This is a genomic window from Acidisoma sp., from assembly GCF_035492295.1.
GTDB lineage: Bacteria > Pseudomonadota > Alphaproteobacteria > Acetobacterales > Acetobacteraceae > Acidisoma.
Window position 1 is genome coordinate 1 of the sequence record NZ_DATJJK010000108.1, and the last position, 12,598, is coordinate 12,598.

A 12,598-nucleotide genomic window follows, 5' to 3' on the forward strand; every position below is an offset into this window, starting at 1 on the left:
TTCGTGGAGGCGATCGGCCTCACCCGCTATGCGCTTTACATTTTCGACTACGGCGCGCCGACGGGGCTGCGGCTGGCGATGGCGCATCCCGAACGCGTCACGGCCATCATCTCCCAGAACGGCAACGCTTATATCGAGGGGCTGAGCACTGCCTGGGAGCCCTGGCAGGCCTATTGGCGCGACCCGACCGAAGCGCGCCGCGAAGCCTGCCGCGCGGCACTCAGCGATGCGGCGATCCGCGCCCAATACGAGGACGGCGCGCCCGAGGGCCGCGTCAGCCCGGACGGCTATACGCTGGACCAGTTCTACATGTGCCGCCCGGGCGCGACCGAGATTCAGCTCGACCTGATCCTCAGCTACCGGACCAATGTCGCGCTCTATCCCGCGTTCCAGGCGTATTTCCGGGCGCATCAGCCGCCTTTGCTCGCCATCTGGGGCAGGAATGACGGCTTCTTCCTTCCCGCCGGGGCCGAGGCCTTCCGGCGCGATCTGCCGAAGGCGGAGGTACACCTGCTGGATACCGGGCATTTCGCGCTCGAGACCCATCATCAGGAGATCGGGGCCGAGATCCGCCGCTTCCTGGCCACCTGATCACGAGGCTCCGCACGGCGTCGCAATCCTACGGCAAACAAGAGGAGAGGTAGATATGAGCTACGGGTTTCTCGATGCGCTTGCAACACCGGGAGTGCGGGCTGTGCAGGCGGCAATGGGCAGCGACAAGACCTGGGCGAATTTCAAGGGCCATCGGGAGTTCGATCGCATCGGGCCGCAGGAGGCCGCTTTCATCGCCGCGCGCGACAGTGTCTACATGGCAACGGTGGGGGAGACGGGCTGGCCCTATGTCCAGCATCGCGGCGGGCGGCCCGGATTCATCAAGGTCATCGATGAAAAGACGCTCGCCTTTCCCGACTATCGTGGCAATCTCCAGTATATTTCAATCGGCAATCTGAGCACGAATGATCGGGCCGCCCTCATTCTGATGGATTATCCGCACCGCGCACGCATGAAGATCCTGGCGCATGTCGAAATTGTCTTGCCCGAGGAGCAACAGGAGCTCGCCGAGAAGGTGCTCGATCCGACCAGCAAGGCGAAGGTTGAGCGCATCATCCTCCTGCATCTCGTGAGCTTTGACTGGAACTGCCCGCAGCACATCACGCCCCGCTTCACCGAAGCCGAGGTGAACGAGGCGATCGAGCCGTTGATCCATCATGTCGAGGCCTTGAAAGCGGAGGTCCATGCACTCCGAGAGCAGCTCGCTTCGGCGAACTTGACGCCGGATAGCGTCTAGAAGCCTGCACGCCGTATCGGATTTACCGCGGTCGCCCGGGCGACCCGTCCAACAAAAAAGCCGCCCCGAAGGGCGGCTTTCGCGTCAGCGCGGGAGAGCAGGCTACAGCGCCTTCTCCAGCTCCGGCAGAATGGTGAAGAGATCGCCGACAAGGCCGTAATCGGCCACCTGGAAGATCGGCGCCTCCTCGTCCTTGTTGATGGCGACGATGATCTTGCTGTCCTTCATGCCCGCCAGATGCTGGATGGCGCCGGAAATGCCGACCGCAATATAGAGGTCGGGGGCCACCACCTTGCCGGTCTGGCCGACCTGCTGGTCGTTCAGCGCGTAGCCGGCATCGACCGCCGCACGGGATGCGCCGATGGCCGCACCCAGCTTGTCCGCCACCGGCGTGATCAGCTCGATGAACTTCTCCGACGATCCCAGCGCGCGCCCACCCGAGACGATGATCTTCGCCGAGGGCAGTTCCGGCCGCTCGGACTTGGACAGGCTCTCGCCCACGAAGCTGGAAAGCCCCGGATCGGCGGCGGCACCCACCGTTTCGATCGGCGCCGGACCGCCTTCGGTGGCAGGCGCGAAGGCCGATGTGCGGATCGTCAGCACCTTTTTCGCGTCCAGAGCCTGGACTGTCTGGATGGCATTGCCGGCATAAATCGGCCGCTCGAAGGTATCGGGCGAGATGATTTTCATGACGTCGGAAACCTGCATCACGTCCAGCAGGGCGGCGACCCGCGGCATGACGTTCTTTCCGGCGGCCGAGGACGGCGCCGCCAGCACGTCGTAGCCGGGGGCGAGTTGCAGCAGCAGCGCCGTCACCGGCTCGGCGAGCAGATGGTCGAGCGAGGCGTCTTCGGCCAGCAGCACCTTCGAAACACCGGCAAGCTTGGCGGCCGCCTCGGCAGCCGCCCGGCAGCCCGCGCCTGCCACCAGCACATCCACCTCGCCGCCAAGCGCGGCCACGGCCGAGATCGTGCGGCTGGTGGTCTCCTTCAGGGTGGCGTTGTCATGATCGGCCAGAACGAGCGTCTTCATTTCTCTCTTCCCTCGTCTCAGATCACGCCGGCTTCGTCGCGCAACTTCGCGACGAGCTCGGCAACCGAGGCGACCTTCACGCCGGCCTTGCGGCCCGCGGGCTCCACCGTCTTCAAAACCTTCAGGCGCGGCGCCGGATCGACGCCGTACTCCGCCACCGGCTTGATGGCGATCGGCTTTTTCTTCGCCTTCATGATGTTGGGCAGGCTCGCATAGCGCGGTTCGTTAAGGCGCAGATCGGTGGTCACAATCGCCGGCAGGGTGAGGGAGACGGTCTGCAAACCGCCATCGACCTCACGCGTCACGGCAAGCTTGCCGTCGCCGACCTCGACCTTGGAGGCAAACGTGCCCTGGGACCAGCCCAGAAGGGCCGCGAGCATCTGGCCGGTCTGGCCGCAATCATCGTCGATCGCCTGCTTGCCGAGGATGACGAGGTCCGGCTTCTCTTCGTCCACGACCGCTTTGAGAATCTTGGCGACCGCCAGCGGCTCCACGATGTCGGCAACCTCGACCACGATGCCGCGATCGGCGCCCATGGCGAGGGCCGTGCGCACCGTCTCCTGCGCCTGGGCCGGCCCGATGGAGACCGCCACGATTTCGGTGGCCTTGCCCGCCTCGCGCAGGCGCAGCGCCTCTTCCACCGCGATCTCGTCGAAGGGGTTCATCGACATCTTCACGTTGGCAAGTTCGACGCCCGAGCCGTCGGCCTTCACGCGCACGCGGACGTTGTAATCGACCACCCGCTTCACCGGCACCAGGATCTTCATCGAGCCTCCAAAGTCTTCAGGGATCACCGCCCAGCCGCGGAGGCTTTCCTATAGGCCGGACAAGGCCCGTCGCAAAACCCCCTGACTGGAAAGCATTACCTGAAGCCAGGTCCAGGAGAAGACTGGAGCGGAAGCGACCGGCTAAAAGGCTGATTGCGACATGCGGGCGAGGCCGGCGGGATGTGGGGGGCTGAGCAGCCGCGACCCGCCCGAGAGCTTCTCCCGCAGCGTGCCGGGCGCATAGGCGGTCTTGTAGAGCCCGCGTGCCTGCCATTCCGGGATGAGGAAAGAGACGGCGTCCTCGAAGCTCTCGGGCAACACGGCATAGGCGAGGTTGAACCCATCCACCCCCGTGGACTCGGCCCAGGCCGCCATTTCCTCGGCGACAGCGCGCCCGGATCCCACGAAAACCGGCCCCGCCCCGCCGATTGCCACATGCTCGGCCGCCTCCCGCACGGTCCAATCCCGCCCCGGATCGGCGCGGGTGAAATTCTCCATCGCCGCGCGCCCCGCATCATTGTCGATATAGCGGATCTTCTGATCGAGCGCGTAGCTGGAGAAGTCCACCCCGAGCCAGCCACCCATCAGCGTCAACGCGCCCACAGGGTCCACGTAGCTACGGTACTCTGCCAGCTTCTCGCGCGCCTCCGCCTCGCTGCGACCGATGACGGCGGTCGCGAGTGCGAATACCTTCACGCTGTCGGGCGTGCGGCCGGCCTCGGCCAGCGCCTGACGCAACCGCGCGACGCGCGGGCGGATGACGGCGGCCGAGGGGCCGGAGACGAAGACGCATTCGGCATGCCGTGCCGCGAAGGCAAGGCCGGCGGGCGAGCTTCCGGCCTGATAGAGGACCGGCGTACGCTGCGGCGAAGGCTCCACCAGATGCAGCGCCTCCATCTGCAGGTGGCGGCTCTCGTGGCGCACCACATGCACGCGGTCGGGGTCGGCATAGCGGCCGCTTGCGCGGTCGGCCAGCACCGCGCCCTCCTCCCAGGACCCTTCCCAAAGCTTGTAGACCGCCTCCATGTAATCCTCGGCGAGCGCATAGCGGTCGTCATGGGCGCGCTGGCGGCTCTGGCCCAGGGCGCGGGCCGCACTGTCCAGATAGCTGGTCACGATATTCCAGCCGACGCGGCCACCCGTCAGATGGTCGAGGGTCGAGAAGCGCCGGGCAAGCGGATAGGGATGCTCGTAGGAGAGCGAGACGGTAACGCCGAATCCCAGATGGCGGGTCACCGCCGCCATGGCAGGAATGAGCAGCATGGGATCGTTCGCCGGCAGCTGCGCCGCATGGGCCACGGCCGCCCGCGCATCCCCGCCGTAAACGTCATAGGGACCGAGGACATCGGCGAGGAAGACGCCGTCGAACAATCCACGCTCCCAGAGACGGGCGAGGTCGAGCCAGAGGTCGAGCCGGTTGAAGGAGGTCGCGCGGTCGCGCGGATGGCGCCATAGCCCTGGTGACTGATGCACCGGCGCGTTCATGACGAAGGCGTTGAGGCGGATTTCGCGGGGCATGGCTCAGATCCAGGAATGGACCGGCGGCGCCGTGCCGTTCAGCACGAAGTCCCCGATCACATGATATTTCCAGCGCACCGGGTCGTGCAGCGTGTGCACGCGCGCATTCCGCCAATGCCGGTCGTAGTTGTATTTGCTGAGCGTGGCACTGCTGCCGGCCAGTTCGAAAAGCTGGTTCGCGGCGTGGAGCGCCACCTCCGTGGTCAGCACCTTGGCCTCGGCCACGGCAAGCGAGGCGCGGGCGATGCCCGCCGCGCTCTCTTCCACCAGCGCCTCGTCGATCACCCGGGCGGCATCGGCCAGCATCAGCTCGGCCGCCCGCAGCCGGATGCGCGTGTCGCCGATCTGCGTGATGGTGAGCGGATCCTCTGACGCACGATCCTTGCCGCTGTCGATCCAGGGGCGCGCGCGTGTGCGAACGAAATCCAGCGTATCGGCGAAAGCACCTTCCGCTATCCCGGCATCGATGGCCGCCTGAATGATCTGGGCGATCGGCCCGTAGACGATGGGCTTTTCCTGCAGCCCGCCCAGCCCGATGACATGGGAGACTGGCACGCGCACGCGGTCGAAGCGCACGCTGCCGCTCGCCGTCGTGCGCTGCCCGAAGCCCGACCAGTCGTCGAAGACGGTCACCCCCGGTGTTTCGCGCGGGATGATGGCGCGCAGCACAGCACCGCTCTCGTTGCGCCCGACGGTCGGGATGAAGTGGGCGAACAGCGCACCGGTGCTGTAGAATTTCGTGCCGTCGATGATGAAATGATCGCCGTCAGGGGTGAAGCGCGTCTTCCAATCCGCGGCATGCTTGGTGCCCATCTCGACCAGCGCATTGCCGAATCGATGGCCCTCCAGCACCTTGCCGAAGAAGTAGCGCTTCCGCTCCTCGTCACGTTCCGCCCGGAGCAGATTGAGGAAGGAATAGTGGTTTTGCGGAATCTGGCCGATCGACGGATCGGCCGCTGACACGATACGCGTCACCTCCGTCAGCACCGTCGTGGGCAGGCCGGCGCCGCCATAGGCCAGCGGCACGTTGATTGCCCAAAGACCACTGTCGGAAAAGCGCTCGATCTCCGCGATGGGCAGGATGCGGGCACGGTCGCGCTCCGCTGCGCCGGCCTTGATGGAAGCGGCGAAGGCATGGGCGGCGGCAATTGCCTCCGCCGGGGTTTGCAGCAGCGGCGGGCGGCGGCGTGGCGGCGGTAAAGCATCCGCCGCAGGCACCGCGGGAGAGTTTAGGGTGTCGGCCATGAGGTGGATCTCCTCAGCGATGGTCGAAACGGGCGGCAAGCCGGTCGCCCAGCGCCTGCACGCCGCAGACGAGCACGATTAGAATTGCCACGACAATGACGATGACCGGCGTGCTGAACTCATCGTAACCGAAGCGGATGCCCAGGTCGCCGAGGCCCCCTGCCCCCACCGCACCCGCCATTGCGGAGGAACCGATGAGGGTGACGAGGGTCACGACGAAACCCGAAATGAGACTGGGCAGGGCTTCGGGAATCAGCACTTCCCACATGATGCGGAAGCGGCTTCCGCCCATGCTGCGCACCGCTTCCACCAGACCCGGATCCACTTCGCGCAGCGAGACTTCCGCGATGCGCGCGAAATAGGGCGTGGCGCCAATGGCAAGCGGGACGATCGCGGCGCCGGTACCGATGGAGGTGCCGATGAGCAAGCGCGTCAGCGGAATGAGGGCGACGAGCAGGATGATGAACGGCACGGAGCGCACACCGTTCACCAGCAAGCCGAGCAACCGGTTGATGGCCGCTTGCGGCCGGATGCCGCCCGGCGCGGTCGCGACCAGAAGCAGCGCCAGCGGCAGCCCGGCGAGGAAGCCGATGAGCCCGGAAATCACCACCATCTCGGCGGTCTGCTGCAGCGCGGTCCAAAGATCATCGCCGGTGATGGGCAGGTTCAGCATCAGATACCCTCCCCGTTCTCGAAGCCGAGGGCGGCGGCCTGCAGCAGTTGGCGCGTCTCCTCGGCCTGCGGATCCGTCAACACCTGCCGCACCGGTCCCTGTTCCACCACACGCCCGCGCGCCATGACAAGGACAAGGTCCGCGATGCGCCGCGCCACATTCATCTCATGCGTGATCATGACGATGGTGAGGCCGAGATCGCGGTTGATGTCGCGCAGCAGATCGAGGATGGACACGGTCGTTTCGGGATCGAGCGCCGAGGTCGCCTCGTCGCAAAGCAGAAGCGAAGGTGACGCCGCGAGCGCGCGTGCGATGCCCACGCGCTGCTTCTGGCCGCCGGAGAGCTGGGCGGGATAGGCATCGGCGCGGGCCGCGAGGCCGACCCGCTCGAGCAGGTTCCGCGCCCGCGCCCGCCGGGCAGCACGGCCGACGCCCGCGAGCTTCAGCGGCAGCGCCACATTGTCCAGCACCGTGCGCGATGAAAGCAGGTTGAAATGCTGGAAGATCATCGCCGTCCGCCGGCGCGCAATTTGCAACCCGTCCTCTTTCAGCCGGGTGAGATCAACCCCCTCCAGCAGGACCGCGCCGGTATCAGGCCGCTGAAGCCCGTTGAGGCAGCGGATGAGCGTGGATTTGCCAGCGCCCGATCGACCGATGATGCCGAGGATCTGCCCTTGCCCGAGGGAGAAGGAAATATCCGCGAGCGCCTGCGTCTTTCCGAAATGATGGGACAGGCCGACAACCTGCAGGAAGGGCTGCGCGCCGGGCGCTTGGCCCACCCCACGCGGCTCGGCCCAGGCGTCGAATGCGAGCTGGTCCATGATGGCCTCCTCACCAGGCGGGCGTGATCGCGCCCTTGTACTGCTGCAGGATGAAGGACTTCTCGTCCTCCGACTGGAAGATCTTGATGAAGGCGAGCAGCCGCGGGTCCTGCGCCTTGTCCGGCCGGGCGACGAAATAGAGCGCGTAATGCGCATCATGCGCGCCGTCTTCGATCAGCGCTGTCCTCGGATCGCCGCCCGAGGCGATGAAGAAGGTGTAGCTCACCTGCGCCACCGCCACGTCGTCCAGCGCGCGGGCAAGCTGCGGGGCGGGCAGTTCGACGAAACGCAGATGCTTCGGATTGGCGGTGATGTCCTTCAGCGTTGCGGCATCCCCCACGCCCGGCGTGAGCGTGATCAGCCCGGCCTTGGCGAAAAGCTGCAGCCCGCGCGCCCGGTTCACCGGATCGTTGGCGACCGCAACCCGGTCTCCGTCCTTCAGCTGATCGAGCTTGGTGATCTTGTGGGAGAAGAGGCCCATGGGAAGGATCACGGCAGGCGCCACCGGGATCAGCTTGAAGTGGCGCGCGGCGATGGCGGCGTTGAGGAAGGGTCGGTGCTCGTAGAGATTGGCATCGACCGATCCCTCGTTGACCGCGACATTCGGTGTCACCCAATCCGAGAAGATGATCACCTTCACTGGCAGGCCCTGCTTTTCGGCAAGGCTCGCCGCATGGCTCAGTGTCTCCGCCATCGGGCCCGGCGTGCCCGCGATGGTCAGCGGCGTGGCCGCGCGGGCCGTGACGGCGAGGCCGAGCAGGAAGAGGCACAGCGCGATGCAAGCCGCCACCATCATGCGTCGGCCGAGGCCGGGATGGGTTTCAATCTGATGGTCGCCTTGAGCCAACATGCTTCACATCTCCGTTTCGCGCTTTATCAATTTGCGCGCCATAAAATCGTATATTCTAAAAACCACGAATGTCTACTGATTTAATATGATTTCCCCCAGATTTGCACGACGTGCTCTGAAATTGATGGTCCCCGCCCCCTAGCGGAGGCCGCAGGGGCCGACGATGATGGCCGCGTCCTCTCCGCGCGGGCGCAGGACCCGCCGGCCATCAAACAGGGAAGAAACCATTGGGAAAGACAGTGAACTGGGGCATCCTCAGCACGGCGAAGATCGGCCGGGAGCAGGTGATCCCCGCCATGCAGAAAGGCGAGGTCAGTCGCGTGGCCGCGATTGCTTCGCGCGATCAGGCGACCGCCGACAAGGCCGCCCAGGCCCTGGGCATTCCCCGTGCCTATGGCAGTTACGAGGCGCTGCTCGCCGACCCCGCGATCGACGCGATCTACAACCCGCTGCCGAACCATCTGCACGTGCCCTGGAGCATCAAGGCTCTGGAGGCGGGCAAGCATGTGCTGTGCGAGAAGCCCATCGCGCTCAATGCGAAGGAGGCCGAGACCCTGCTTGCGGCACGGGACCGTACGGGGCTTGTGGTGGCGGAGGCCTTCATGGTGCGCTATGCCCCCTGGTGGCAGCGCGTCCGTGCCCTGGCGCGGGAAGGACGGCTCGGTCGCGTCTCGGCGATCCAGACCGCCTTCAGCTATTATCTCGATGACCCCGGCAACATCCGTAACATGCCGGGGATCGGCGGCGGCGGCCTGATGGACATTGGCTGCTACGCCATCGCGACGGCGCGCTATCTCTGGGGCTCAGAACCCGTCCGCGTCGCCGGACTTGTGGAAATGGACCCGGCCATGGGCACTGACCGGCTGGCGAGCGCGGTCGTGCAATTCCCCGAAGGCCACCTGACATTCACCTGCGGCACCCAACTTGTCCCGCATCAGCGGGTCACCGTGATGGGCAGCAAGGCCCGCATCGAAGTGCTGATCCCCTTCAATGCGCCGCCGGACGCGCCGTGCCAGATCCTGATCGATGAGGGCCGCGCTCTCGGCGGCCTTGAAGCCGTCACCGAAAGCTTCGACCCGGCAGACCAATATACCCGGCAGGGCGACGCCGTTTCCCGCGCCATCCTGGGCGAGGCGCCGCTGGAATTTCCGCTCGAGGACGCGATCGCCAATATGCGGGTGATCGACGCTGTGTTCCGCGCCGCCGAGAAAGGCACGTGGGAGGCGCCGTAACACCTCCCACGTCCCCGCAGCGGGCGCTGGCGCCGTGTGGCGATCAGCGCTTCGCGCTGATCATAGGGCCGAGCGGTCCGCCGCCGAAAATATGCACATGGAAATGCGGTACTTCCTGCCCCGCATTCATGCCGTGATTGGCGAGGAGGCGGTAGCCATCCGCCTCCAACCCAAGCATGGCCGCGACTTGGCCCACCGCGCGCCAGAAGCCGCCAATCTCCGCATGCGGCGCGCGCGCCGCAAAATCCCGCGCGGAGACATAGGCCCCCTTCGGGATCACCAGCACATGCACGGGCGCCTGGGGGGCAATATCGTGGAAGGCGAGCACGTGCTCGTCTTCGTACACGGTCTTGTTCGGAATCTCCCCGCGCAGGATTTTCGCGAAGACATTCTGGTCGTCATAGGGCTCGAGGCCGGTCACGGGCATCAGGTCTCTCCGTTGCTCTCCATAATCACCTCTTTAGGCCGGCAGGCGACCGTTCCGAAACTGGCGAGCGTGACGGAGGCCATGCCAGCAAGCTGCAACAGGCTGAGCCGCTGGCCGAGCACGAGGAATCCCATTACGGCCGCCATCACCGGCTCCAGGCTCATGAGGATGCCGAAATGCCGCGGCTCCATGCGGCGCAGCGAGGCCATCTCCAATCCGAAGGTGAGGATGGGCGAAAGCAGCGAAATCACACCCATGAACAGGACCGGGCCCGGTGCAAGCATCCGCGCATGCGGCAGGATGCCGATAGGCAGCCCGATCAGCCCGGCGACCGCCATGGAGAGGGCAAGGCCCTGGAGCCCAGGCAGCGCGCGGCCGACGCGTCGCGTCATCAGGATATAGCCGCCCCAGCAGACGGCCGAGCCGCTGGCGAAGACCAGGCCCACGAGATCGGCCCGGCCGCCGGCCTGGGCCGTGAGCAGCCAGACGCCGAGGCCGGCGAGACCGACCCAGAGGAGGTCAAGCAGCCGGCGCGAACCGGAGAGTGCCACCGCGAGCGGGCCGAGGAACTCGATCGACACCGCCATGCCAATGGGGATGCGTCCGACAGCCGCGAAGAAGAAGAAAGACATGCCGGTGGTGATGAGGCCGAGGCAGACGGCCGCGGCGAGTTGCCCACGCGTCAGCCGCCAGAGTCTTGGCCGAGCCAGGCTGATGAAGAAGGCCGCGCCCCAGAGCAGCCGCAGCGCCGTCGCGGTCGGGCTGCCGACGCGATGGATAACCGGCACTGACAGCGAGGAGGCGAGCTGCGCCGAGCAGACAGCCGTGATCAGCCAGAGCGTGACGGGGATTTTTCCGGCGGCGTTCTGCCAGCCGGCCAGGGCACGCATCATGGAGTCTGGCCATCTCAGCTTGGGATTCGGCCGAGCTTTAGGCCGTTCGGGGTGAAAAGCCAACGGCGCCGGAGAGCCTCTCTTGATGGATTTTTGATGGACTTCTGATCTGTTCCGAACTGCGCCGCCGCCTATTCTCGGCGGTCATCAAGAATACGGCGCACGGCCGAACGGGTGCCTGGAAACGTCTCCGCGAAAGACCACGCATGAACAGAATGGACGGAAAGATCTGCCTCGTTGCCGGGGCGACGCAGGGGCTGGGGGCGGCCATCGCGCGCCGGCTGGCGGAGGCGGGAGCGGCCGGCCTCGTCATCACCGGGCGGTCGGCCGACAAGGGTGCCACTCTCGCCGCCAGGATCGAAGCCGAGACCGGTGCGCCCACGCGCTTTTTCCGCGCCGATCTGGCCGCGGTGGAGGATTGCGGGCAGGCCGTGGAGATGACGGAGAGCGAATTCGGCGCGCTGCACGTGCTGATCAATGCCGGGGCGCTGACTGATCGCGGCACCATTCTCGATACCTCCCCGGATCTTTTCGACCGCATGATCGCGACCAATCTGCGCGGACCCTTCTTTCTCATGCAGGCCGCCATCCGGCAGATGATCCGGCGGGGGATCGAGGGTTCCATCTGCAACATCGGCTCGATGTCCGCTCTCTCGGGCCAGCCCTTCATCAGCGCCTATTGCGCGTCCAAGGGCGGCCTCGCGACGCTCACCGCCAATACCGCCTTCGCCGTGATGAAGAACCGCATCCGGGTCAACCAGCTCAATCTCGGCTGGATGGCCTCGGATCATGAAATCGCGCTGCAGACCGAAGAGCGCGGCGATCCGGACTGGCTGGCCAAGACCGCCGTCGGCCAGCCCTTCGGCCGACTGATCGACCCGGCGGAAGCGGCGCGCGCGGTGAATTTTCTGGTCTCCGACGATGCCGGGCTGATGACCGGCGCGATTGTCAATTACGATCAATCTGTCTGGGGCGCGGCGGCGGACCAGATGCCCGTGCCCTCCGGCCCGCTCTCCCTCTCCGCCTGATTCCAGGAGCCTCGCATGCACGAAGTCAGAATTGGCGTCATCGGCACCGGCGTCATGGGCACCGACCATGCCCGCAAGCTGGCGGGCAGCATTCCCGGCGCGCGTCTCACCGCGCTGCAGGATTTCGACGCGGCGCGCGCGGCAACCCTCGCCCGTGACCTGGATGTCCTGGCTCTCCCCCAAGCCGAGGACTTGATCGCGCATCCGGAGGTGGATGCGATCCTGGTCTGCTCGCCCGACGGCAGCCACGCCGCACTCGGCCTGCAAGCCATCGCCGCTGGCAAGCCGGTCATGATCGAAAAGCCACTCGCCGCCGAACGCGCCGAGGCGGAAGCGATCCTTCGCGCCGAAATGGCGGCAGGGCGCCGCCTGGTGCAGGTCGGCTATATGCGCCGCTTCGACCCCGGCTATACCGAAATGAAGCAGACACTTACCTCCGGCCGCATCGGCGCCGCACTGTTTCTGCATTGCCGGCACCGCAATGCGGTCTCCCCCGATTATCTGACCTCGGATCTCATCATCGCCAGCACCGCCGGGCATGAGTTCGATGCCGCGCGCTTCCTGCTGGGGGAGGAGATTGCCGCTGCCACGGTCATCAGCCCCCGCGCCTCCCGCCATGCGCCGGAGCGGCAGCCGCAATTCATCGTGCTGGAAAGCGTCTCCGGCACCGTCGTCGATATCGAAGCCTTCACCGATGCGCGCTACGGCTACGATGTGCAGGCCGAACTGGTGGGCGAGGACGGCACGGTCGCGCTGCGCCCAGGGCCGCCGACCTCTATCCGGATCCAGGCCCAGGACGGCACCATCGTGCCGCAGGATTGGCG

The 12,598-nt window shown here is 66.2% G+C and carries 14 protein-coding genes; 5 read left to right on the top strand and 9 right to left on the bottom strand.

Annotated elements, in window-relative coordinates; genetic code table 11:
• Both VL752_RS07850 and VL752_RS07855 read left to right on the top strand, forming a co-directional pair.
• The coding region (locus tag VL752_RS07850) for an alpha/beta fold hydrolase (protein WP_325353867.1) at positions 1-591 on the top strand (591 nt) is incomplete at its 5' end.
• A gap of 55 nt (positions 592-646) precedes the next feature.
• Complete coding sequence (locus VL752_RS07855; protein WP_325353869.1) at positions 647-1,288, top strand: pyridoxamine 5'-phosphate oxidase family protein; 642 nt, start codon at positions 647-649, stop codon at positions 1,286-1,288.
• A 102-nt stretch (positions 1,289-1,390) separates the two neighbouring features.
• Here the strand turns inward: VL752_RS07855 and VL752_RS07860 are convergent, their stop codons facing one another.
• From VL752_RS07860 to VL752_RS07890, 7 genes are all read right to left on the bottom strand, one after another.
• Positions 1,391-2,320, bottom strand: a complete 930-nt coding sequence (locus VL752_RS07860; RefSeq protein ID WP_325353871.1) for an electron transfer flavoprotein subunit alpha/FixB family protein — start codon at positions 2,318-2,320, stop codon at positions 1,391-1,393.
• A gap of 17 nt (positions 2,321-2,337) precedes the next feature.
• Positions 2,338-3,087 carry an electron transfer flavoprotein subunit beta/FixA family protein gene (locus VL752_RS07865; RefSeq protein ID WP_325353873.1) on the bottom strand — a complete coding sequence of 250 codons (750 nt, stop codon included), beginning with the start codon at positions 3,085-3,087 and terminating at the stop codon, positions 2,338-2,340.
• A 141-nt stretch (positions 3,088-3,228) separates the two neighbouring features.
• Positions 3,229-4,605: an LLM class flavin-dependent oxidoreductase gene (locus tag VL752_RS07870; protein ID WP_325353875.1), complete on the bottom strand. Its 1,377-nt coding sequence runs from the start codon at positions 4,603-4,605 to the stop codon at positions 3,229-3,231.
• A gap of 3 nt (positions 4,606-4,608) precedes the next feature.
• Positions 4,609-5,850 (bottom strand): SfnB family sulfur acquisition oxidoreductase, encoded by a 1,242-nt coding sequence (locus VL752_RS07875; RefSeq protein ID WP_325353877.1) that lies wholly within the window; start codon positions 5,848-5,850, stop codon positions 4,609-4,611.
• 13 nt (positions 5,851-5,863) lie between these two features.
• The gene (locus tag VL752_RS07880) at positions 5,864-6,523 is read right to left on the bottom strand and encodes a methionine ABC transporter permease (RefSeq protein ID WP_325353879.1); all 660 of its coding nucleotides are present in this window, start codon (positions 6,521-6,523) and stop codon (positions 5,864-5,866) included.
• On the bottom strand, positions 6,523-7,344 hold the full coding sequence (locus VL752_RS07885) for a methionine ABC transporter ATP-binding protein (RefSeq protein WP_413788764.1): 822 nt from the start codon (positions 7,342-7,344) through the stop codon (positions 6,523-6,525). The genes VL752_RS07880 and VL752_RS07885 overlap by 1 nt, the downstream gene beginning before the upstream one ends.
• A 10-nt stretch (positions 7,345-7,354) precedes the next feature.
• A complete protein-coding gene (locus VL752_RS07890) occupies positions 7,355-8,194 on the bottom strand; it encodes a MetQ/NlpA family ABC transporter substrate-binding protein (RefSeq protein WP_325353881.1) in 840 nt (279 codons plus the stop codon).
• A 227-nt stretch (positions 8,195-8,421) separates the two neighbouring features.
• Here VL752_RS07890 and VL752_RS07895 point away from each other — a divergent pair, with 227 nt between their 5' ends.
• Positions 8,422-9,426, top strand: coding sequence for a Gfo/Idh/MocA family protein (locus tag VL752_RS07895; protein ID WP_325353883.1), 1,005 nt, complete (start codon positions 8,422-8,424; stop codon positions 9,424-9,426).
• Positions 9,427-9,469: 43 nt separating this feature from the next.
• Here VL752_RS07895 and VL752_RS07900 read toward each other — a convergent pair whose 3' ends face one another.
• On the bottom strand, positions 9,470-9,853 hold the full coding sequence (locus tag VL752_RS07900) for a histidine triad nucleotide-binding protein (RefSeq protein ID WP_325353885.1): 384 nt from the start codon (positions 9,851-9,853) through the stop codon (positions 9,470-9,472).
• Positions 9,853-10,746, bottom strand: coding sequence for an EamA family transporter (locus tag VL752_RS07905; RefSeq protein WP_325353887.1), 894 nt, complete (start codon positions 10,744-10,746; stop codon positions 9,853-9,855). The genes VL752_RS07900 and VL752_RS07905 overlap by 1 nt, the downstream gene beginning before the upstream one ends.
• A 206-nt stretch (positions 10,747-10,952) precedes the next feature.
• Here VL752_RS07905 and VL752_RS07910 point away from each other — a divergent pair, with 206 nt between their 5' ends.
• On the top strand, positions 10,953-11,774 hold the full coding sequence (locus VL752_RS07910) for an SDR family oxidoreductase (RefSeq protein ID WP_325353889.1): 822 nt from the start codon (positions 10,953-10,955) through the stop codon (positions 11,772-11,774).
• Positions 11,775-11,789: 15 nt separating this feature from the next.
• The coding region (locus VL752_RS07915; RefSeq protein WP_325353891.1) for a Gfo/Idh/MocA family oxidoreductase at positions 11,790-12,598 on the top strand (809 nt) is incomplete at its 3' end.